Consider the following 20,824-nt stretch of genomic DNA (forward strand, 5'->3'; position numbering starts at 1 on the left):
CCTACACTCCAACGAAGAGGAGCAAATCCATGGCCATCATCGATGCCATCCACGCGAGGGAAATCCTCGATTCCCGCGGTAACCCCACGGTCGAGGTCGAGGTCCTGCTCGACGACGACACCTTCGGCCGCGCGGCCGTCCCCTCCGGTGCCTCCACCGGGGCCTTCGAGGCCAACGAGCGCCGCGACGGCGAGAAGGACCGCTACCTCGGGAAGGGCGTCCTCCAGGCCGTCGAGGCGGTCATCGAGCAGATCCAGCCGGCCCTCCTCGGCTTCGACGCCGCGGACCAGCGCGCCATCGACCAGGCGATGATCGACCTGGACGGCACCGAGAACAAGTCGAACCTGGGCGCCAATGCCATGCTGGGCGTCTCCCTGGCGATCGCCCGCGCAGCGGCCGAGTCCTCGGCCCTCCCGCTCTACCGCTACCTTGGCGGACCGAACGCGCATGTCCTGCCCGTTCCCCTCATGAACATCCTCAACGGTGGCTCGCACGCCGACTCCGACGTCGACGTCCAGGAGTTCATGATCGTGCCGCTCGGCGCGCAGTCCTACTCCGAGGGCCTCCGCTGGGGCGTCGAGGTGTACCACGAGCTCAAGGCCGTGCTGAAGGAGAAGGGCCTGGCGACCGGCCTCGGCGACGAGGGCGGCTTCGCGCCGAACCTGCCGTCCAACCGTGACGCGCTGGACCTCATCACCTCCGCGGTCGAGCGCGCCGGCTACACCCCGGGGACGGACATCGCGTTCGCACTCGACGTCGCCGCCTCGGAGTTCTACAAGGACGGCGCCTACCAGTTCGAGGGCAAGTCCCTCAGCACCGAGGAGATGAGCGCCTACTACGTGGAGCTCGTCCGCGACTACCCGCTGGTCTCCATCGAGGACCCCCTCGACGAGGAGGACTGGGAAGGCTGGAAGCACCTCACGGACTCGATCGGTGACAAGGTGCAGCTGGTCGGTGACGACCTGTTCGTCACGAACCCGACGCGCCTCTCCAGGGGCATCCAGAACGGGACGGCGAACTCGCTCCTGGTGAAGGTCAACCAGATCGGCACCCTGACCGAGACGCTCGACGCCATCTCCATGGCGCAGCGTGCCGGCTACACGACGATCACCTCGCACCGCTCCGGCGAGACCGAGGACACCACGATCGCCGACATCTGTGTGGCCACGAACGCCGGCCAGATCAAGACCGGTGCGCCCGCCCGCAGCGAGCGCGTCGCGAAGTACAACCAGCTGCTGCGCATCGAGGAGGAGCTCGACGACGCCGCACGCTACGCCGGCCGGGCCGCCTTCCCGCGTTTCACGGCATAGTTGATCCTCAGTTGAGGCGGAGGGCGGTTACCCTCGTTAGACGGGTTCGGCGAGGGACCCGACGCGACCATACGCGAGAGCATTGACGAGGAGCTTCATGACTGCCCGCCGCCCCAACGTGCCGCGAGCCGGCCGTCCGACGCCTGCGGCGGAGGAACGGCTGGCCCCCGGGACGGACAGGGGCCAGACACCTGCACACGGTTCCAGGGGCTCCGGATCGCCGGCGCCCTCCGGCGCCGGCACCCGGGGAACCGGCCACGTGCCGGGCCCGGCGCGCCCGGCGCAACCCCGGCCCGCCGGGTCGTCCCCCCGGAAGCCGTCCGCCCCGCGCGCGGCCGGCCCCTCGGCGACCAAGGACCCCCGCGCCACGGCCGCTCCGGACGCGCGTACACCGCGCAGCCCCGCCGGAACGACGCCGGCAGGCACGCCCCGGGCGACCAGCGGCCCGGGCGCCTCGAAAGCGGCGTCCCCCTCGGAAGCCCGCGCGGCCGAACGGTCGCAGCTCGCGGGGAGCATCCGTCGTGGACGGCTCGGCTCCAAGCGCGTCGATTCCGCGATCCAGCCGGCCGAGGAAGCCACCCCGATCCCGGCGAAGTCCTTCTCCGGCCGGTTGCTCGCCCTCGCCGTCGTCCTCATCGCCGTGATCGTGCTGCTCGCGCCGTCCGTGAGCAGGTACCTCCAGCAGCAGTCCGAGCTCGACGCGCTGCGAGCCGACATCGCACGGCAGCAGCAGGAACAGGCCGACTACCAGTCCGAGCTCGCGCGCTGGAACGATCCCGCATTCGTGAAGCAGCAGGCGCGGGAGCGCATCTTCCTCGTGATGCCGGGGGAGACCCGGTACCTGGTCAAGGGCTCCGACGGCCTCGAGGAGAGCACTGGGGAGGGCTCCGCCACGGACCCTGCCGATCTCCCCTGGGTGGATTCCCTCTGGAGCTCGGTCGCGCGCGCAGCAACAGATTGAGCGGCGGGCCACAGGCACCATCGGTGCCGCCGCCCGCCGTGAACCGTACGCCCACGGCGGCGTACCAGGAAGGAACAGCGTGACCCAGCAGGACCAGCACGATGCCCAGGACAACCAGGGGCAGGATCCGAGGACCCCGAGCGCACGCGATCTCGACGTCCTCAGCCGCCAGCTCGGCCGGCCCGTGCGGGACGTCGTCGAGATCGGGGCCCGGTGCGTGTGCGGCAACCCGCTCGTCGCCACGACGGCTCCGCGCCTGTCGAACGGCATCCCCTTCCCCACGACCTACTACCTCAGCCACCCCGTGATCACCTCCGCCGTCTCGCGCCTCGAGGCCGACGGCGTCATGACCGAGATGAGCAGCCGGCTCTCCGCCGACACCGCCCTCGCCGCCCGCTACCGCTCGGCGCACGAGGCGTACCTCGCGGCGCGGGACGCCGTGGGGGCCCGCGCCGGCACCGGCCCGGTACCCGAGATCGACGGCGTGTCCGCCGGAGGGATGCCGACGCGGGTCAAGTGCCTGCACGTGCTGGTGGGCCATTCGCTCGCAGCCGGCCCCGGCGTCAACCCGCTCGGCGACGAGGCGATCGAGCGCATCGCGCAGTGGTGGACGCTCGACCGCTGCTACTGCGAGGGGGCGTGGGACACCACCGGCCAGGCGCCGGACGCCGACCTCAGCAGGCACACCCGGACGCAGGGACTGAGCCCCGAGGAGCTCGAGGCGAAGCGCGAGGCACGACGGAGCGCCGCGACCGGCCCCACCGCAACCAGCGAGGAGAAGTAATGCGCACAGCTGCCATCGACTGCGGGACCAATTCCATCCGGCTCCTCATCGCGGACGTCGAGGACGGCGTCCTGACCGACGTCGTCCGCCTCATGCGCGTGGTCCGCCTCGGCGAGGGCGTGGATGCGACCGGACGGCTGTCCGAGGCGGCGCTCGCTCGCACCTTCGCCGCCACGGAGGAGTACGCACAGCTCATCGACCGGCACGGCAACCCGCCCGTGCGCTTCGTCGCCACCTCCGCATCACGCGACGCCGAGAACCGCCAGGACTTCGTCGACGGCATCCGCTCCCGGCTCGGCGTGGAACCCGAGGTCATCTCCGGGGACGAGGAGGCGAAGCTGTCCTTCGACGGCGCGGTGAGCGTCCTCGCCACGGGCGGGAACGAGACCGTCCTGGTGATCGATCTCGGCGGGGGGAGCACGGAGTTCGTGGCGGGCACCACCGCCGGACTGATCGCCGCACGCAGCACGGACATGGGCTGCGTGCGCTACACGGAGCGCTTCCTCAAGGACAACCCCCCGCACGAGGACCAGATCGAGGCCATGGAGGCCGAAGTAGGGCGCCTGATGGACGAGGCGGCGGCCGAAGTCCCGCTGGAGCGCGTCACCAAGATCGTCGGGGTCGCCGGAAGCGTCACCACGGTGACCGCGCATGCGCTCGACCTGCCGGAGTACCAGGCGGAACGCATCCACGGATCGGAGCTGCCCATCGCGGTGATCTCGGCGGCGGCGTCGGACCTCCTGCACATGCCGCGCGCGGCGCGGGCCGCGTTGCCCTACATGCATCCGGGACGCGTGGACGTGATCGGGGCGGGCGCGCTGATCTGGAAGTCGATCGTGGAGCGGGTCGCTGCCGTGACCGACGGACGTGTCACCCGTGCGATCACCAGCGAGCACGACATCCTCGACGGCATAGCGCTGAGCGTCGCGGAGCGGAACGGCTGAGCCGATGCGCAGCACGGGGCGCCTGACTCTGCGGTCGGGGGCGGCTTCCGCCGTCGTCCTGGCCGTCCTGCTGCCTGCAGCCCTGCCCGCGGCGGCGGACGAGGTCCGCGCCAAGGAGTACTGGCTCGAGGACTACGGGATCACCGAGGCCTGGAAGAGCACGCAGGGCGAGGGTGTCACGGTGGCCGTGATCGACAGCGGGATCGACGGCAGCCACCCCGACCTCGCCGGGGCCGTGATCGGTGGGACGGATGCCTCGGGAGCGGGGGACCCTCGGGGACAGCGCGGCATCGGCGAGGTCCCGGCTCACGGGACCCTCGTCGGCTCCCTCCTGGCCGGGCGCGGACACACCGACCAGCCGGAGCCCGCCCAGCCGGCCACCCGACCCTCCGGAGCGAGCACTGCCGCCGCGACGCCCCCGCCCGAGCCGTACAGCCAGTACGGGCGGGGGCCGGACGGCATCGTCGGCGTCGCGCCCGAAGCCCACCTGCTCGCCGTCTCCCTCTGGATCGAGGGCTCGAACAGCGGCCCGAATCCTGCCGGCGTGCCGGTGGACGAGCAGGTGCCCCACGCCGTCCGCTGGGCCGTGGACAACGGTGCCGACGTCATCAACATGTCCCTCGGCAGCACCAGTACCGCCTGGCCCGAGAGCTGGGACGAAGCCTTCCTGTACGCGGAGCAGAACGACGTCGTCATCGTCGCGGCCGCCGGCAACCGCGCCGGCGGCCTGGCGCAGGTCGGCGCGCCCGCGACCATCCCCGGCGTCCTCGCCGTGGCCGGACTCGACCGGGCGGGGGTGGCCAGCGCGGAAGCGTCCAGCGAGGGCATCAGCATCGCCGTCGCCGCGCCGTCCGAGAACCTCGTCGGCGGACTGCCGGGCGGCTCCTACGCCGACTGGTCCGGGACGTCCGGGGCGGCGCCCCTGGTGTCCGGTGTCGCCGCACTGATCAGGTCCAGGTACCCCGACCTCTCGGCCGCACAGGTGGTCAACCGGATCGTGGACACCGCCAGGGATGCCGGCCCACCCGGCTTCGACACCCTCTACGGCTACGGCGTGCTCGATGTCGCCGCCGCCGTGGGGGACGACATCAGCGTGCCGGCCGAGAACCGGCTCGGCAGCATGGCCGAGTGGATCCAGCTCTACCGGCGGGAGGGCCAGGCACCCGAGGCGGCTCCGGTTCAGCCCAGCCTGCCGCCGGCGGAGGTCATCCCGGCACCACCGGCCCCCGTGGCCGAGGATCCCCTCACCCCGGTGCACGACGTGTCCGCGTTCGTGGTGCTCGGTTTCGGGGGCCTGATGATCGCTGTCCTGCTGGGCGGGGCCGTGCACACGGCCCGCGTGCGGAAGCGCCGACCCGTGCCCCAGGACGACGACACCGGGCGCATGGACCGCGTGCCGGAGGCCCGCGACGAGCAGGGCCGGGAAGGGGTTCCTGGCCCGCCTCCGAGCTAGTGAAGATTTTCACAAAGTCCGGTAGCATCGAGGAATGGCATCGAACCCACACCTCTCCGACCGCCCGCGCATCCTCGTCGTCGGCGGCGGCTACGTCGGCTTGTACGTCGCGCACAGGCTGCAGAAGCAGGTCAAGGACCACGGCGGAATCGTCACGCTCGTCGATCCCCTGCCCTACATGACCTACCAGCCCTTCCTCCCGGAGGTCGCCGCGGGAAGCATCGAGCCGCGCCACGCGATCGTGTCCCACCGCAAGCACCTGAAGAAGACGGAGCTCATCTCCGGCAAGGTGACCTCGATCAACCACGCCGGCCGCACAGCGACGATCGCCCCCACCGGTGGTGGCGAGTCCTTCGAGCTCGGCTACACCGACGTCGTCGTCGCCGCCGGATCCATCACGCGCACCTTCCCGATCGACGGCCTGAAGGACCAGGGCATCGGTCTGAAGACGATCGAGGAGGCGGTAGCCCTGCGCGACCGCATGCTCGAGCGCATCGAGACCGGATCCCTCCTCCCCGAAGGCCCGGAGCGCGACCGCGCCCTCACCTTCGTCGTCGTCGGCGGCGGTTTCGCCGGCATCGAGGCCATCACGGAGATGGAGGACGCGGCCCGCGACGCCGTGAAGGCCAATGCGCGCCTCAGCCGGTCCGACCTGCGCTTCGTCCTCGTCGAGGCGATGGGGCGCATCATGCCCGAGGTCACGGCCGAGCAGGCCGAGTGGGTCGTGGAACACCTCCGCTCACGCCAGATCGAGGTCCTCCTCAACACGTCGCTGTCCAGCGCCCTGGACGGCACCCTCAAGCTCATCAACATGCCGGACAAGACGCCTGCCGACGAGTTCGAGACCGACACCCTCCTCTGGACCGCAGGCGTCCAGGCCAATCCCGTGGTCCGTTCCACGGACTTCCCGGTCGATGAGCGCGGTCGCGTCCGCGCCACCGCCGAACTCCGCATCACGGGCGACGACGGTCCTGTCGAGCACGCCTGGACCGCCGGCGACGTCGCGGCCGTTCCCGACCTGACCGGTGGGGGAGTCGGCGGCTTCTGCGTCCCCAACGCCCAGCACGCGGTCCGCCAGGCCAAGCTCCTCGCCGCCAACATCCTCGCCGTCAACTACGGCGTGGGCGAGGTCAAGGAGTACCGCCACACCAACCTCGGCGCGGTGGCAGGCTTCGGCCAGTTCAAGGGTGTCGCGAACATCATGGGCTTCGGCATGAAGGGCTTCCCGGCCTGGCTCGCGCACCGCGGCTACCACGGCTTCGCGATGCCGATGTACGAGCGCAAGGCCCGCGTCATCATCAACTGGAGCATGAGCTTCCTGTTCGGGCGCGACCTCGCACCGCTCTCGGACCTGCAGACCCCGCAGCGCCAGTTCCGCGAAGCGGCCACTCCGCCGCCGAAGAAGGACACCGCGCTGCAGAGCCAGCCGCCCACACCGGCCGGCCAGGCCGCGGCGGCCAAGGCCTCTGCCTGACGCCTGGCAGTACCCGCACGACGAACGACGGCGACCGCCTTCCGGGGGGTCGCCGTCGTTCTTCGTCGTTCCCCGTGCGCAGTGGTCCGGACTCCTGTCCGCGGTAGGCTGGTGCGGCGGGACGGCCCCAGTAGCCCAATGGCAGAGGCAGCAGACTTAAAATCTGTTCAGTCAGGGTTCGAGTCCCTGCTGGGGCACCCACTCCATCCACGACGCCTGCGTGACGTCCTCCAGTTGATCCTGCAAATATAGGCAGGGCACTGAGTAGCGCCCGCTGTCAAGAGTGCGAAGCAGGGCCCGTGACGAGCGTTACAAGGATGTAACCCGATTCCCTTATCTCAGACACATTTTTGGATTAGCTTTTCCTACAAGCCAGGAACACCTGGCAAAAGCATCAAAGGCAGTGAGAGCCTTTCGGTCGAGGAGACTAATTCATGACTGCAACACGAATCCCGATGCGTTCCAGCATCGGGGAGAGTGCCCCGCGAGCGGCGAAGGTCGCGGCACTGGGCCTTGGCATCGCGCTCTTCGCTTCCGGCTGCGGTGGCTCCTCGAGCACCGAGGGCGGGAGCACCGAGACCGAAGCGGGAACCGAGACCAGCGCTGCTGCCGCGTCGGCACTGGCATGCCCCGAGAGTGAAGGCGGTGCCGGCGAGGAGCAGGGCGAGAAGGGCGACCCTGCAGCCGTACCGGCGAGCAAGACCACGAGCCCCGAGCCGCTGAAGCTCGGCTCCATCCTGCCGACCACCGGAACCCTCGCCTTCCTCGGCCCGCCCGAGATCGCCGGCGTCAACCTCGCCGTCAAGGAAGTCAACGAGGCCGGCGGTGTCCTGGGCCAGGACATCTCGATCACGCACCGCGACTCCGGCGACACCACGACCGACATCGCGACCCAGTCCGTGACGGACCTCCTGTCGCAGAACGTGAGCGCCATCATCGGCGCGGCGTCCTCGGGCGTCTCGAAGACCGTCATCAACCAGATCACCGGCGCCGGCGTCGTGCAGTTCTCGCCCGCCAACACGTCGCCCGAGTTCACCGACTGGGACGACAAGGGCCTGTACTTCCGTACGGCTCCCTCGGACGTGCTCCAGGGCCGCACGCTCGGCAACTACATCATGACGTGTGGTGCCCAGACGGTCGGCATGATCACCCTGAACGACTCCTACGGCACCGGCCTGCAGAGCAACATCCAGGAGACCGTGGAAGCGGCGGGCGGCCAGGTCGTGGCCAACGAGATGTTCAACACCGGCGACTCGCAGTTCTCCAGCCAGGTGGACGCGATCGCCGCGGCGAAGCCCGACGCGATCGTGCTCATCAGCTTCGACGAGGCCAAGAGCATCGTCCCGCTGCTCGTCGCCAAGGGCATCGACGCGAGCACCCTGTTCATGGTCGACGGCAACACCTCCGACTACAGTGCGGACCTCGATCCCGGAACCCTCGAAGGAGCCCAGGGCACCATCCCCGGCCCCTTCACCGGAACCGGCTTCCAGGAAGCCCTCGCAACCGTCGATCCGAACCTGACCAGCTACGCGTACGCCGGTGAGAGCTACGACGCCGTGAACCTGATCTCCCTCGCCTCCGAGGCAGCGGGAAGCGTCGAGGGCACGGCGATCGCCGAGCAGCTCGCGGCCGTGTCGAAGGACGGCACCAAGTGCTTCGACTTCGCTGGTTGCGTCACGCTCCTGCGCAACGGCGAGGACATCGACTACGACGGCCTCTCCGGCCCCGTCTCCTTCGATGAGAAGGGTGATCCCACCGAGGCAGCCATCGGCATCTACAAGTACGACGCCGACAACAAGCCCCAGCCGAGCCGTTCCGAGGTCGGTCAGCTCTAGGGAATCCCGTCGGGGGCTCGCCCCCTGAGTGGTACGAAGCAAAGGCCCCGGCCGCCCCTCCCAGGAGGGTGCAGCCGGGGCCTTTGCCGTGCCCGGCGGGAATCCGCCCGCCGCCAAGCTCCTGAGGGCTCTACCGGGCCCTCAGGAGTCGCCTGGTTCGCGCCTGGAGACCGCGTAGGAGGGCTCGCGCACCGTCCGGGCCCAGTCATAGCTCCGCGTTCCTGCGAGGGGGTGGAGGACGGCGTCGAATCGCAGGTCCTTCTCCTCGGCCCCGGGGTTCAGCTGCAGGGTGAGTGTGCCGAAGTGCTGCCAGGGGCCCCTGGGCGTGGCGTAGTACAGGCCGAGCTGCCACGGCGAGGATCCGAGCGAGCGGCTGAAGCCCCTGAGGGATGACGGCAGCGCCCCCGGGCTGATCGTCCTCGCGCCGAGCAGGACGGGCCCGTCCTCGCCGCGGTAGGGCATCATCGTGTTCAGGGGCGCGCGTGAGACCCGGAGCCGGGGCACCAGCACGAAGCGGCCGGGAAAGGACCACCCGGTCGAGGAGAGCAGTACGTCGGAGAACGTCGACGGCGCGGGACCGACCTCTGCATGATGGATCCGCAGCGCGAGCCCGACGATGTCCGGCAGTCCGTCCGGCGTGCCCGCGGACCGCGAGATACGCCCGGTGGCGGGGGACTCGCTGGGCTGGTCGATCCACGAGATGCCGCTGCGCCCGCCGTGGTCATGAACCACCACCGTGCCGTCGAGCCTCAGTCCGCGGGAGTGGATGGGGCGGTGCCGCCGTACGTGCTTGATGCCGCGGAACACCACCTCGAACCCCTTGCCGATTGCGGTGCTGGCCAGTCCTGCCATCTGCGGGCGTCCTCTCCTGGATGTGCTGCTTCCGGTTCTCCCTTCCAACGTAGCGGTCGTTAAAAGGAAGTGGGCGGAACCGTTGTCGGTTCCGCCCACCCCTTGCGCTGTGCGCCCACATCACGTGTACCGCACCCGGCCAGCTACCCATGCGTGGTGCCGGTGCGTCGCGGGGCAGCCGCCGGGCCGCACCGCGAGGACCTCAGGCGGTGTCCGCGAGGGTTCCCAGGTAGAGCTGGATGACCTTCGGGTCCTTCATCAGTTCGCGCCCGGTGCCCGTGTAGGCGTCCTTGCCCTGATCCAGGACGTAGGCGCGGTCGCAGATCTGGAGGCAGCGGCGGGCGTTCTGTTCGACCATGATCACCGAGACCCCGGCCCGGTTGATCTCGTGGACCCGGAGGAACGTCTCGTCCTGCTTCACGGGGGAGAGGCCGGCGGAGGGCTCGTCCAGCAGCAGAACCGCCGGATCCATCATGAGCGCGCGGCCCATGGCGACCATCTGGCGCTCACCGCCCGACAGCGAGCCGGCCCGCTGCGCCTTCCGCTTCCCCAGTTCCGGGAACAGGCTGGCGACGAAGTCGAAGCGCTCCTTGAAGTCCTTGGGCCGCTGGTACATGCCCATCTGGAGGTTCTCCTCGATGGTGAGCGTGCCGAAGACGTTGTTGTTCTGCGGCACGAAGCCAACACCACGGCTGACGAGGCGGTTCGCCTTCAGCCCCGTGAGGTCCTGGCCGCGGACGACGACGGTGCCCGAGTGGACCTTCACCAGGCCGAACATCGCCTTCAGGAGCGTCGACTTGCCCGCACCGTTGGGTCCGATGATGCCGATGAGCTCACCACGGCGGGCCTCGATGCTGCAGCCGTTCAGGATGTTCACGCCCGGGATGTAGCCCGCGACGAGATCGGTGACCTTGACGACCGAGTCTCCCTCGAATTCATCCATTACTTCGTCTCCTCGTCCTTGTGCGTGGAGCCGGCGGCGTGTGCCCCGCCGACCTCGGTGACGCCGTGTCCGAGGATGCCCTCGTCCTCCGTGCCGACCACCGACTCCTCGTCGTGGGCGAGCTCCTCCTCGAGGCGCTCGATGCCCGTGGAGTCACCGAGGTCGACGTCGTGGTGTGCTCCCAGGTAGGCGTCGATGACGGCCTGGTCCTTCATGACGATGTCCGGTGGGCCCTCCGCCACGACCCTGCCCTCGGCCATGACGACGACCCAGTCCGCGATGTGGCGGACCATGTGCATGTCGTGTTCGACGAACAGGACGGTCATGCCCTCGGCCTTGAGGTTCTTGATGTGGTCGAGGAGGGACTGCGTCAGCGCCGGGTTGACGCCCGCCATGGGCTCGTCGAGCATCACGAGCCGCGGCCGCACCATGAGTGCGCGCGCCATCTCGAGGAGCTTGCGCTGCCCTCCGGAGAGCGACGCCGCGTAGTCGTCCCGCTTCGTGTCGAGCTTGAACTTCGTCAGGAGCACCTCGGCCTGCTGGGTGATCTCCCGCTCGCGGCTGCCCCAGATGCCCTTGAACAGGGCGCGGGCAAGGCTTTCGCCCGGCTGGTCGGTGGCGCCCAGGCGCATGTTCTCCATGACCGTGAGCTTGCCCATGACCTTGGTCAGCTGGAACGTGCGCACCATGCCCATGCGGGCCACCTTGTGCGAAGCGACCTTGGCGAGGGGCTTGCCGTCGAACTCCCAGTCGCCGCTGTTGGGCGTGTCGAACCCCGTCAGCAGGTTGAACAGGGTCGTCTTGCCGGCACCGTTGGGCCCGATCAGCGCGGTGATCTTGTGCCGGGGGATCTCGAGGTGCTCGACGTCGACGGCGTTGATGCCGCCGAAGCTGCGCGTCACGTTCCGTGCGACGACGATCGGGTCCCGCTTGCGGCACCCCGGGCCCGTCGCGTCGGTGGTGATCGGCTCCGGGTCCGTCATGTAGTCGCGGCCGGAGGAGGCCGGCCCGGAGGGCGCGGCACCTCCGGCGACGCCGCCGGCGGGGGGAGTCGCTGCGTGGGCTCCGCTTGTGCCCTGCGCATCGCCGGAGGCACTCGTGGTGCCCGACGTGACGTCCGGGTTGCTGTCGTTGTGGTTGCCGGTCATGCGAACGCCAACTCCTTCTTGTTACCCAGGACGCCCTGCGGCCTGAAGACCATGAGCAGCATCAATGCCACACCCACGAGGATGTAGCGCAGCTGACCCGCTTGAGAGTTGGACAGGAACGTGATGGCGCCGACCTCAATAGCGCCGTACAGGAGTCCCTGCGTCAACGAGAGCACCACCCAGAAGATCATCGCGCCGATGACCGGTCCGAGGACAGTGGCCATGCCGCCGAGGAGGAGGCAGGTGTAGAGGAAGAACGTCAATTCGGTCGCGTAGTTGGCGGGCTGCACGGCACCACGGGGCAGCGTGAAGATGATGCCGGCCAGCGAGCCGAGGACACCGCCGATCACGAGTGCCTGCATCTTGTAGGCGTACACGTTCTTGCCGAGCGAGCGCACCGCATTCTCGTCCTCGCGGATCCCCTTGAGGACCCGCCCCCACGGGCTGCGCATGAGGAGCCAGACGACGACGCAGGCGATGATGACGACGGTCCAGCCCACGATGCGGATCCAGAAGTCGCGCTCGTTCATGCCCAGCGGACCGATGTTGTAGGTGCCGGGCGGGAACGGGTTCAGCGCGTAGAAGCCGCCCTCGAACGCCGCGAGTCCGTTGGCCGAACCCGTGACGTCGGTGAGGCCGTTCGTCGTCACGATGTAGCGGATGATCTCCGCCGCCGCGATGGTCACGATGGCGAGGTAGTCCGCCCGGAGGCGGAGGGTGGGGATGCCGAGCACGATCGCGAAGACCACCGAGGCCAGCAGTGCCACGAGGACGGCCACGGGCAGCGGAGCGTTGAAGCTGAGGGTCGAGATGGCGTACCCGTACGCGCCGACCGCCATGAAGCCGGCCTGCCCGAAGTTCAGGAGGCCCGAGTAGCCGAAGTGCACGGCGAGGCCCAGCGCGGCGAGTGCGTAGGCCGCCGTCGTCGGGCTGATCAGTTCGCCGAAGGCGTTGATGAGGATGTTTCCGAAGTCCATGACGAGCCCCTAACCTATGCGCTCTCGGCGGCCGAGGATACCCTGCGGCCGGAACAGGAGCACGAGAATCATGATCAGCAGCGCGCCCACGTATTTGAGGTCTGCCTCGAGCCAGATCGTGGAGATCTCCACGAACAGCCCGACGATGATCGAACCGACCAGTGCGCCGAAGACGGTGCCGAGTCCGCCGAGGGTGACGCCTGCGAAGATGAGCAGCAGGATCTGCTGGCCCATGTTGTAGGAGACGCCCGGGCGGTAGTAGGCCCAGAGGATGCCGCCGAGGGCTGCGAGCATTCCGCCGATCACCCAGACGATCCGGATGACGCGGTCCACGTCGATGCCCGAGGCCGCCGCGAGTGCGGGGTTGTCCGCCACCGCCCGCGTGGCCTTGCCGATGCGGGTGCGGAGGAGCAGGAAGGCGACCACCAGGATGACCACGAGGCTCACGATCAGCGACGTCAGGTCGTTGCGGGAGATCGCGACGGACCCCATCTCGATGATGTCGCTCTGCGAACCGGGCAGCTGCCGGGTGGCGCCACCGAAGAAGAACTGGATGATGTAGCGCAGCGCGAGGGCGAAGCCGATGCTGACGATCATCATCGGCACGAGGCCCGTGCCGCGGCTCCGCAGGGGCTTCCACAGCCCGGCGTCCTGCACGTACCCGAGGAGTCCGCCACCGAGGACGGCGAGGACGATCGCGACGGCGATGGGGAGCCCGGCGGCCGCGAAGGCGAACGCGAGGACGGCGCCGAGCGTGACCATCTCACCGTGGGCGAAGTTGGTCAGGCCGGTGGTCCCGAAGATGAGGGAGAGGCCGACGGCGCTCAGGGCGAGGAGGAGCCCGAAGCTGAAACCTGCGAGCGCACGCTCTGCGAGCGTGTCCAGGAAGGATGCCTGCTGCGTGACGATGCCCTCGCCGAAGAGGAAGAGCGTGGTGGCGCTGGAGGTGTTGGCGAAGGTGACCTCGCGGGGATTCTCCTGGCCCTCCGCGAGGGAGATGCCCTCGGGGAGGGTGTCCTCGTCGATGGCCACCTCGTAGGTTCCCTGCTCCGGGACGCCGATGCTCCAGGCGCCGTTGGGCCCGGAGGTGGTCTCTCCTTCGAATCCATTGCCCTCGGCGGTGACCGTGACGTCGGCGATGGGTCCGTCGGCGCCGCGGAGGACGCCGCCGATCCGGTTGTCGAATTCCTGTGCCTGGACGCTCGTGGCGGTCTGCGGCTGGTGGGACGCCTGCGCCGCGGGGGCGCCGATCAGCACGATGGCCAGGAAGCCGAGCATCAGGAGCAGCGACCTCCTGATCCGTGCAGGCGTCGATAGGGTGATCAAGATGGGAACCTCCACGGTGGGGGCAGGCCCGGCGCTGGCCGCCGGGATCAACAGTTGTGACGAGTGTCACGGGCGTGGGGATCATGTTACTAGCGGCATGTTTCGTGATTTCGCAAAAGCATCCCGCCAAGGGATCAGTTTGGTAACAAAAGATTTACCAAGGCACCTTGGTGTTGTAATTCCCTGCCGGAGGGAGTCCCGCGAGTTGCCGCTGCGGGAACAAAACCCCGGCAGAACCGTTGGAATTGGTAGGGTTGCGAGAACACCCAGCCCCCTATTGGAGGACTAACGAAAATGGCACTTGGCGGTAATCCGGTATTCAACGGGAAGAACTTCCGTTCGGCTACCCGAGGCAACCAGATGGCGGGACTCGGTACCGCGACGTATGCGGGCCAGACCATGGCCAACCAGCAGCAGCTGGAGCACATGTACAACCAGCCGTCGGCGGGCCCCGCGCAGACGGGCCGCATGACGTTCGACGATGTCATCGTCAAGACGCTGCTGTGCCTGGGCGTCGTCCTGCTGGGCGCCGCTGTTCCCGCGTTCCTCGTGCCCGGCCTCGCCCTTCCCCTCATGGTGGTCGGCGCGCTCGGTGGTTTCGTGCTCGGACTCGTCAACGCGTTCAAGCGTGAGCCGTCGCCCGCGCTGATCCTGGCCTACGCCGGGCTCGAGGGCCTGTTCGTCGGCGGCATCACGATGTTCCTCGAGAGCATGTTCCCGGGTATCGCGATGCAGGCCGTCCTCGGGACGCTCGTCGTGTTCGGTGTGACGCTCGCCCTGTTCAAGAGCGGCAAGGTCCGGGCGACGCCCAGGGCGATGAAGTTCTTCATGATCGCGATGATCAGCTATGCGGCCTTCTCGCTGCTGAACCTCGGACTCATGGTCTTCGGCCTGAACGACGACCCCTGGGGCCTTCGCGGTGCTGACTTCCTCGGAACGGGCATCCCCTTCGGCGTCGTCATCGGCGTCTTCGCCATCGGCCTCGCGGCCTTCTCCCTGATCATCGACTTCACCTCGATCAGCGAGGGCGTCCGCCAGGGTGCCCCGCAGAAGTACTCGTGGACGGCCGCGTTCGGCCTCACCGTCACGCTCGTCTGGCTCTATGTGGAGATCCTCCGACTCCTCGCGATCCTCCGGGGCGACGACTAACACGCAGGCAGCCGGCCTCCCGGCCGGCTGGGCAGTACCAGAAGCAGAAGGACCCGCAACCTGTCGGTTGCGGGTCCTTCCCGTTGTGCGGCCTCGGGGCCGGTCTGCACGGGCTGTCGGGTCTAGGCGATCCGCGCGGCACCCGCACCGGGCAGGACACTGAAGATCACCGGCGAGCGGAAGCCCGCAGCGGAGAACGCTGTTTCCACCGCCGAGCGGATGGCAGGGACATCCCCGACGCGTGCCAGGGCGATCGCCGAACCGCCGAAGCCCCCGCCGGTCATGCGGGCTCCGAGGGCGCCGGCCTCGAGCGCCGTGTCCACCGCGGTATCGAGTTCCGCACAGGAGATCTCGAAGTCGTCGCGCATCGAGGCATGGCTTGCCACGAGCAGCGGCCCGAGCTCGGCAGGGCCCTTGCGCGTCAGCACCTCCACGGCATCCTCGACGCGCGCGTTCTCCGTGACGATGTGGCGGACGCGGCGGAACGTCTCCTCGTCGAGCACGCCGGCCGCCTCGGCGAGGTCCTTGACGGACAGGTCCCTGAGCGCCGCCACGCCCATCATCTCCGCGCCGAGCTCGCAGGACCGGCGGCGTGCGGCGTAGCCTCCCGTCGCATGCGAGTGGCTGACGCGGGTGTCGATCACCATCAGTTCGAGCCCGGCGCCCTCCAGGTCGAGGGGCACGAGCCGGGAGGCCCCGGACCGGCAGTCGAGGAACACGGCGTGCCCGGCCTCGCCGAGGAGGGACGCGGACTGGTCCATGATGCCGGTCGGTGCACCGACCATCCGGTTCTCGGCCAACTGCCCGATCACGGCGAGTTCCCGGCGCGAGATGTCCGCCTGCGCGAGTTCGTTGGCTGCAACGGCTACCGAGCACTCGAGCGCCGCGGAGGAGGAGAGGCCCGCGCCGACCGGCACGGAGGAATCGACGAGGAGATCCATGCCGGGGCAGCGGTACCCGGACTGCTCCAGGGCCCAGAGGACGCCGAGCGGATACGCCGCCCAGCCTTCCACGCTGCCTTCCGAGAGCTCGTCGAGGTCGGCCACCACGGCGTCCTCGTCCGGAGCGAAGGTGGAGGCTACCCGCACCAGCCGGTCGGACCGGACGGCGGCGGCGACCGTCGTCGAGTGCCGGATGGCGAACGGCAGCACGAAGCCGTCGTTGTAGTCGGTGTGCTCGCCGATGACGTTGACACGTCCGGGAGCGGACCACAGGCCGTCCGGCTCCGTGCCGAACCGGTCCGTGAAGGCCGTCGCGAGATCCTGTGCTGTGGAGTTCATGCCTGGTCCTTCCGGGCGGTGGCGGGAGTGGCGCCGCGGAGTGCTTCCGCGACCTTCTCCGGATTCGTGTCGTTGATGAAGGCCCCCATGGCGGCTTCCGAGCCGGCCAGGAACTTCAGCTTGTCGGCGGCGCGTCGAGGCGAGGTCAGCTGGAGGTGCAGGTAGCTCGCGGGCCGGAGGGCGTCGTCGATCGGAGCCTGCTGCCACGCCGCGATGTAGGGCGTGGGTGTGGGGTAGAGGGCATCGAGCCTGCCCAGGAGTTCCAGGTAGACCGTGGTCAGCTCATCGCGCTCCTCGCCGGTCAGGCCCGCGAGGTCGGCGACCTGGCGGTGGGGGACCAGGTGCACCTCGAGCGGCCAGCGCGCCGCGAAGGGCACGAAGGCGCTGAAGTGCTTCCCCTCGATGACCATGCGGTCCCCGGACTCGCGCTCGGAGGCCAGCGCGTGCCCCAGGAGGGTCTGCGTTCCGCCGGACGCTTCGAAGAACTCGGCCGCCCGGGCCGCCAGGGCGGCGGCGCGCGGCGGGATGAACGGATACGCGTAGATCTGTCCGTGGGGGTGCAGGAGCGTGACGCCGATGTCGGCGCCGCGGTTCTCGAAGCAGAACACCTGCTTGATCCCGGGCAGCGCGGACAGCGCCTCGGTGCGGTGCGCCCAGGCATCGATGACCGTCCTGGCACGCTCCGGGCTGAGCGAGCCGAAGGAGCCCTCGTGCGCGGAATCGAAGGCGACCACCTCGCACCGTCCGTACGCCGGCGCCGTCGTACCCCACTCCGGGGCGGCGGGCAGGGCACCGAGATCCGGGCCGAACGAGGAGAAGCGGTTCTCGAACACCACCACCTCGTAGTCGGACGCGGGGATCTCCGAGAGGTTCGCCGGCGTCGTCGGGCACAGGGGGCACTGGTCGGCGGGCGGGAGGTGCGTGCGGGACTGGCGGTGCGCCGCGACGGCGATCCACTCGCCCGACAGCGCGTCGTAGCGTGCGGTGGCGGCGGCTCCGCGCGGCGGGAGCCCGCGCGTGTCACGAGTGGCTGCCGCGTCGCGGTGCCGCGCGGCGCTGTCCTCGTGCGCATCGAAGTAGATCAGCTCGCGCCCGTCGGACAGGCGGGTCGGGGTGATGGAGGTCATGGGCGCTCTTCCAGGTGGGGGTCGGGAACGGGGTCGCAGAGGATCCGGGTGAGGGCGGCGTACTCGCCCTCGGGCTGCCGGTCGGTGACGAGGGCGGCAGTGGTGTCGAGGTCGGCCACGCGCGCGAGGCTCACGACGCCGATCTTGGTGGCGTCCGCCAGGATCACGAGGGTGCCGCAGGTACGGGCGAACGCCCGGTTCGTGTCGGCTTCGGCGAGGTTGGGCGTGGTGATGCCGGCCGTGGCGTCCACACCGTGGGCACCCATGAAGCACAGGTCCGCGCGGAGGGAGGTGATCGTGCCGGTCGCGAGCGGGCCGACGAGGGCCTTGGACGGCGTGAGCTGTCCCCCGGAGAGGAGGACCTGGGGCGCGCCGTCGCCGGGTGCGGCGGCGTGCAGCCGGTGGAGCTCATCGGCCAGCGGCAGCGAGTTGGTGATGACCGTCAGCCCCTGCACGCGGGAGAGGAGCGGGGCGAGCGCGTAGGTGGTGGTGCCACCCGTGATGGACACCGTCATGCCGGGGGCCAGCAGGGAGACGGCGGCAGCCGCGATCTTACGCTTCGCTTCGCCACCCCTCGAGCGGTTGGCGTCGAAACCGGCCTCGACCGAGCTGAGGCTGCCCGGGCGTACGGCTCCGCCGTGCACGCGGACCAGCGCCCCACGGGCCTCGAGGGTGTCGATGTCGCGCCGGACGGTCATCTCCGAGACCCCCAGGGCCAGGGCGAGTCCGCTCACCCGCACGGCGGGCTGCCGGGCGAGCCGGTCGAGGATCGCGGCGTGGCGCTCTGCTGCCAGCATGATCCTCCTCCCTGGGGCGACGGGCAGAACCGAACTAGTCCGCACCGAAACGAACAAAACCTATCATAGGCGGTCCTGCCAGGGCAGCACAGGGAGAAGGCCCCGGGCGGGCGCAGCTGTAGCATCGCTGCATGACTTCGGCGACTCCACGACCGGCCAGCGGCACCAACTACACCCTGCGCGCAGGATCCTCGACCGTCGTCGTCGCGAGCCTGGCCGCGGCGCTGCGGTCCTACGAGTGCGACGGCGTCGCGCTGACGGAGACCTGGGGCGACGGCGACATCCCCGCCGGGGGCGGCGGGATCCTCCTGGCGCCCTGGCCGAACCGGGTGGCCGACGGCCGCTGGTCGCTGCACGGCAAGGAGCAGCGCCTCGACATCACGGAGCCGTCGAAGGGCAACGCCATCCATGGGCTGCTGAGGAACACCGGCTACCGGGCGATCGACGTCGGGGACTCCCACGCCGTCCTCGAGGCCGAGGTCTTCCCGCAGCACGGCTACCCCTTCCACCTCCTCCACCGGGCCACCTACGAACTCACGGAGGAGCAGCTCACCGTGACCCAGGAGCTCACCAACCTCTCGGACGACTCAGCGCCCTTCGCGCTCGGTGCCCACCCGTACCTCAAGATCTCCGACGTACCGACGGAGGAGCTCACGCTGACACTGCTGGCGGACGAGATGTTCGAAGCGGACGACCGGTCTATCCCCACGGGCAGGGCCCCCGTGGCCGGGCAGCACGACCTGCGCGAGGGCCGGCGGATCGGGGACATCCAGTTCGACACGGCCTTCACCGGTCTGCGCCTCCGGGGCGGACGCCACGAGCACGTCCTCTCCGCTCCCGACGGACGACGCGTCACCCTCTGGGCCGACGCCTCGTTCAGCTACGCCCACGTCTACGTGAGCACCATCTACCCCGGCGTGAGCAAGGCCGTGGCCATCGAGCCGATGACCGCCCCGGCCAACGCCCTCAACTCCGGCGAGGGACTCCGGTGGCTCGAGGCAGGCGCGTCGTTCGCCGCGGAATGGGGCATCCTGCCAGGCCTCTGATAGCGGGCGCCCGGGCCTTCTATGGAAGGATTGGCCCATGCAGCGTCTCCCCGGAGCGAATCCCCAGCGCGCCATCCAGCGCGCAGTGAGCCGCGGTGCCGCCGCCCTGCCCGATCCGCTGCCCGCACAGCCCGCACAGGCACGGCAGCCCCTGCGCACGGACGACCGCACGGACGTGCCGTTCGCCCTGCGCGTCGCGGCCTCCTGGTCCTGGCGGCTGGGGCTCGTCATCGTCGTCGGGGGAGCGCTGATCTACCTGCTCGGCCAGGTCTCCCTCCTGGTCATCCCGCTCATGATCGCGGGACTGGTCGCAGCGCTCCTCATGCCGCTGAAGAACGCACTCCGCCGCCGCATGCCCAACGGCCTCGCCGTCGCCGCAACGCTCGTCGGGTTCTTCGGCCTCATCACGGCAGCACTGCTCCTCGTCGGCCGCCAGCTGGCGCTCGGGCTGGGCAGCCTCTGGGGGCAGGCCCGCGCGGGCATCCAGCAGACGCTCGACTGGCTGGCGCAGGGCCCGCTGCAGCTCACCGCGACGCAGATCGACCGGTACCTCCAGGACATCGCCGACGCCGTGCAGAACAACAGCGCCTCGATCCTCAGCGGAGCGCTCTCCTTCGGCACGACGGCGGGCCACGTCGGCGCTGGCACGCTCCTCACGGTGTTCGCCCTGATCTTCTTCCTGCTCGACGGCGGCCGGATCTGGCGCTTCGCCGTCGGGCTGGCGCCGGTGCGTGCCCGTGCCGCCGTGGACGGCGCGGGCCGGCGGGGGTGGATGTCGATGGCGAGCTACGTCCGCGTCCAGATGCTCGTCGCGGCCGTCGATGCCATCGGTATCGGTGTCGGTGCGGCCATCATCGGCGTTCCGCTCGCGCTGCCGCTGGGCGTCCTCGTGTTCCTCGGGTCCTTCATCCCCATCGTCGGCGCGCTGGCCACGGGATCTGTCGCGGTCCTGCTCGCACTCGTCGCCAACGGCTGGGTCAACGCCCTGGTGATGCTCGCGATCGTCCTGCTGGTCCAGCAACTGGAGGGGCACGTCCTCCAGCCGCTCATCATGGGACCTGCCGTCGCGCTCCACCCGCTCGCCGTCGTCCTCGCCGTGGTCGGTGGCACGCTCCTCGCCGGGATCCCCGGCGCACTCTTCTCCGTCCCGCTCCTCGCGGTCCTCAACACCTCCGTGCGCTACATCGCCCAGCGGGCCTGGGAATACGATCCCGTGGTGCAGCAGGCAGGCTGGCCACACGGGGGAGGCCCCGGCATTAGCGGGCCGGCGACGGCGGAGCGCAACTCTTCGTCGTCACCGGCCAGCACCCCGGAACCTTCCCCCGCCACGCCGGCGCCAGCCCTCCAGGAAGAGACATCCCCGTGACCGAGCAGACCGTAGCAACCCACCTGAACACCTCCACCACCGCGACCACCAC

At 69.6% G+C, this 20,824-nt stretch carries 18 protein-coding genes and 1 tRNA gene; 11 read left to right on the top strand and 8 right to left on the bottom strand.

Translation table 11 applies throughout. The annotated features are described in order from the left end of the window. The first annotated feature begins 29 nt into the window (after positions 1–29). The 8 genes from eno to ACIQCY_RS14290 all read left to right on the top strand — a co-directional run bounded on the left by eno (position 30) and on the right by ACIQCY_RS14290 (position 8,761). Positions 30–1,310, top strand: a complete 1,281-nt coding sequence (gene eno, locus ACIQCY_RS14255) for a phosphopyruvate hydratase (RefSeq protein ID WP_400484558.1) — start codon at positions 30–32, stop codon at positions 1,308–1,310. 97 nt (positions 1,311–1,407) lie between these two features. Beyond that, positions 1,408–2,271: a septum formation initiator family protein gene (locus tag ACIQCY_RS14260; RefSeq protein ID WP_400484559.1), complete on the top strand. Its 864-nt coding sequence runs from the start codon at positions 1,408–1,410 to the stop codon at positions 2,269–2,271. A 79-nt stretch (positions 2,272–2,350) separates the two neighbouring features. Then, positions 2,351–3,055 carry a DUF501 domain-containing protein gene (locus tag ACIQCY_RS14265; protein WP_400484560.1) on the top strand — a complete coding sequence of 235 codons (705 nt, stop codon included), beginning with the start codon at positions 2,351–2,353 and terminating at the stop codon, positions 3,053–3,055. Beyond that, positions 3,055–3,999, top strand: coding sequence for an exopolyphosphatase (locus ACIQCY_RS14270; RefSeq protein ID WP_400484561.1), 945 nt, complete (start codon positions 3,055–3,057; stop codon positions 3,997–3,999). Before ACIQCY_RS14265 ends, ACIQCY_RS14270 begins: the two co-directional genes overlap by 1 nt. A gap of 4 nt (positions 4,000–4,003) precedes the next feature. Then, the gene (locus ACIQCY_RS14275; RefSeq protein WP_400484562.1) at positions 4,004–5,452 is read left to right on the top strand and encodes a S8 family serine peptidase; all 1,449 of its coding nucleotides are present in this window, start codon (positions 4,004–4,006) and stop codon (positions 5,450–5,452) included. Positions 5,453–5,486: 34 nt separating this feature from the next. Then, positions 5,487–6,926, top strand: coding sequence for an NAD(P)/FAD-dependent oxidoreductase (locus tag ACIQCY_RS14280; RefSeq protein ID WP_400484563.1), 1,440 nt, complete (start codon positions 5,487–5,489; stop codon positions 6,924–6,926). A gap of 124 nt (positions 6,927–7,050) precedes the next feature. Further along, a tRNA-Leu gene (locus tag ACIQCY_RS14285) sits at positions 7,051–7,123 on the top strand. A gap of 237 nt (positions 7,124–7,360) precedes the next feature. Next, a complete protein-coding gene (locus tag ACIQCY_RS14290) occupies positions 7,361–8,761 on the top strand; it encodes an ABC transporter substrate-binding protein (RefSeq protein ID WP_400484564.1) in 1,401 nt (466 codons plus the stop codon). Positions 8,762–8,902: 141 nt separating this feature from the next. Here ACIQCY_RS14290 and ACIQCY_RS14295 read toward each other — a convergent pair whose 3' ends face one another. The 5 genes from ACIQCY_RS14295 to ACIQCY_RS14315 form a co-directional block, all read right to left on the bottom strand. After that, positions 8,903–9,613, bottom strand: coding sequence for a hypothetical protein (locus ACIQCY_RS14295; RefSeq protein WP_400484565.1), 711 nt, complete (start codon positions 9,611–9,613; stop codon positions 8,903–8,905). A gap of 202 nt (positions 9,614–9,815) precedes the next feature. Next, positions 9,816–10,556 (bottom strand): ABC transporter ATP-binding protein, encoded by a 741-nt coding sequence (locus ACIQCY_RS14300; protein ID WP_400484566.1) that lies wholly within the window; start codon positions 10,554–10,556, stop codon positions 9,816–9,818. Further along, a complete protein-coding gene (locus tag ACIQCY_RS14305; RefSeq protein WP_400484585.1) occupies positions 10,556–11,539 on the bottom strand; it encodes an ABC transporter ATP-binding protein in 984 nt (327 codons plus the stop codon). Before ACIQCY_RS14305 ends, ACIQCY_RS14300 begins: the two co-directional genes overlap by 1 nt. Positions 11,540–11,700: 161 nt before the next feature. Beyond that, on the bottom strand, positions 11,701–12,681 hold the full coding sequence (locus ACIQCY_RS14310) for a branched-chain amino acid ABC transporter permease (RefSeq protein WP_400484567.1): 981 nt from the start codon (positions 12,679–12,681) through the stop codon (positions 11,701–11,703). Positions 12,682–12,690: 9 nt separating this feature from the next. Further along, entirely contained in the window at positions 12,691–13,959 is a 1,269-nt protein-coding gene (locus tag ACIQCY_RS14315) for a branched-chain amino acid ABC transporter permease (RefSeq protein WP_400484586.1), read from the bottom strand. Between the two features lie 342 nt (positions 13,960–14,301). On the opposite strand from ACIQCY_RS14315, the gene ACIQCY_RS14320 reads away from it, so the two are divergent. After that, on the top strand, positions 14,302–15,156 hold the full coding sequence (locus ACIQCY_RS14320) for a Bax inhibitor-1/YccA family protein (protein WP_400484568.1): 855 nt from the start codon (positions 14,302–14,304) through the stop codon (positions 15,154–15,156). Between the two features lie 122 nt (positions 15,157–15,278). Here the strand turns inward: ACIQCY_RS14320 and galK are convergent, their stop codons facing one another. Genes galK through ACIQCY_RS14335 form a run of 3 tightly spaced genes read right to left on the bottom strand, consistent with a single transcriptional unit; the run spans position 15,279 to position 18,360 of the window. Next, a complete protein-coding gene (gene galK, locus ACIQCY_RS14325; protein WP_400484569.1) occupies positions 15,279–16,436 on the bottom strand; it encodes a galactokinase in 1,158 nt (385 codons plus the stop codon). Further along, positions 16,433–17,563 (bottom strand): galactose-1-phosphate uridylyltransferase, encoded by a 1,131-nt coding sequence (galT, locus tag ACIQCY_RS14330; protein WP_400484570.1) that lies wholly within the window; start codon positions 17,561–17,563, stop codon positions 16,433–16,435. The genes galK and galT overlap by 4 nt, the downstream gene beginning before the upstream one ends. After that, the gene (locus ACIQCY_RS14335; protein WP_400484571.1) at positions 17,560–18,360 is read right to left on the bottom strand and encodes a DeoR/GlpR family DNA-binding transcription regulator; all 801 of its coding nucleotides are present in this window, start codon (positions 18,358–18,360) and stop codon (positions 17,560–17,562) included. Before ACIQCY_RS14335 ends, galT begins: the two co-directional genes overlap by 4 nt. A 131-nt stretch (positions 18,361–18,491) precedes the next feature. Here ACIQCY_RS14335 and ACIQCY_RS14340 point away from each other — a divergent pair, with 131 nt between their 5' ends. Then, positions 18,492–19,406 carry an aldose 1-epimerase family protein gene (locus ACIQCY_RS14340; protein ID WP_400484572.1) on the top strand — a complete coding sequence of 305 codons (915 nt, stop codon included), beginning with the start codon at positions 18,492–18,494 and terminating at the stop codon, positions 19,404–19,406. 37 nt (positions 19,407–19,443) lie between these two features. Further along, positions 19,444–20,772 (top strand): AI-2E family transporter, encoded by a 1,329-nt coding sequence (locus ACIQCY_RS14345; RefSeq protein WP_400484573.1) that lies wholly within the window; start codon positions 19,444–19,446, stop codon positions 20,770–20,772. The last annotated feature ends 52 nt before the right edge of the window (positions 20,773–20,824 follow it).

This window comes from Arthrobacter sp. NPDC092385 (genome assembly GCF_044755105.1).
Classification (GTDB): Bacteria; Actinomycetota; Actinomycetes; order Actinomycetales; family Micrococcaceae; genus Arthrobacter_D.

What these genes read in the sequence shown, in the direction of transcription:
- eno (WP_400484558.1), top strand. Translation starts at nt 30, where the DNA reads ATGGCCATCATCGATGCCATCCACGCGAGGGAAATCCTCGATTCCCGC.
- ACIQCY_RS14260 (WP_400484559.1), top strand. Translation starts at nt 1,408, where the DNA reads ATGACTGCCCGCCGCCCCAACGTGCCGCGAGCCGGCCGTCCGACGCCT.
- ACIQCY_RS14270 (WP_400484561.1), top strand. Translation starts at nt 3,055, where the DNA reads ATGCGCACAGCTGCCATCGACTGCGGGACCAATTCCATCCGGCTCCTC.
- ACIQCY_RS14275 (WP_400484562.1), top strand. Translation starts at nt 4,004, where the DNA reads ATGCGCAGCACGGGGCGCCTGACTCTGCGGTCGGGGGCGGCTTCCGCC.
- ACIQCY_RS14280 (WP_400484563.1), top strand. Translation starts at nt 5,487, where the DNA reads ATGGCATCGAACCCACACCTCTCCGACCGCCCGCGCATCCTCGTCGTC.
- ACIQCY_RS14290 (WP_400484564.1), top strand. Translation starts at nt 7,361, where the DNA reads ATGACTGCAACACGAATCCCGATGCGTTCCAGCATCGGGGAGAGTGCC.
- ACIQCY_RS14295 (WP_400484565.1), bottom strand. Translation starts at nt 9,613, where the DNA reads ATGGCAGGACTGGCCAGCACCGCAATCGGCAAGGGGTTCGAGGTGGTG.
- ACIQCY_RS14300 (WP_400484566.1), bottom strand. Translation starts at nt 10,556, where the DNA reads ATGGATGAATTCGAGGGAGACTCGGTCGTCAAGGTCACCGATCTCGTC.
- ACIQCY_RS14305 (WP_400484585.1), bottom strand. Translation starts at nt 11,539, where the DNA reads ATGACGGACCCGGAGCCGATCACCACCGACGCGACGGGCCCGGGGTGC.
- ACIQCY_RS14310 (WP_400484567.1), bottom strand. Translation starts at nt 12,681, where the DNA reads ATGGACTTCGGAAACATCCTCATCAACGCCTTCGGCGAACTGATCAGC.
- ACIQCY_RS14315 (WP_400484586.1), bottom strand. Translation starts at nt 13,959, where the DNA reads ATGCTCGGCTTCCTGGCCATCGTGCTGATCGGCGCCCCCGCGGCGCAG.
- ACIQCY_RS14320 (WP_400484568.1), top strand. Translation starts at nt 14,302, where the DNA reads ATGGCACTTGGCGGTAATCCGGTATTCAACGGGAAGAACTTCCGTTCG.
- galK (WP_400484569.1), bottom strand. Translation starts at nt 16,436, where the DNA reads ATGAACTCCACAGCACAGGATCTCGCGACGGCCTTCACGGACCGGTTC.
- galT (WP_400484570.1), bottom strand. Translation starts at nt 17,563, where the DNA reads ATGACCTCCATCACCCCGACCCGCCTGTCCGACGGGCGCGAGCTGATC.
- ACIQCY_RS14335 (WP_400484571.1), bottom strand. Translation starts at nt 18,360, where the DNA reads ATGCTGGCAGCAGAGCGCCACGCCGCGATCCTCGACCGGCTCGCCCGG.
- ACIQCY_RS14340 (WP_400484572.1), top strand. Translation starts at nt 18,492, where the DNA reads ATGACTTCGGCGACTCCACGACCGGCCAGCGGCACCAACTACACCCTG.
- ACIQCY_RS14345 (WP_400484573.1), top strand. Translation starts at nt 19,444, where the DNA reads ATGCAGCGTCTCCCCGGAGCGAATCCCCAGCGCGCCATCCAGCGCGCA.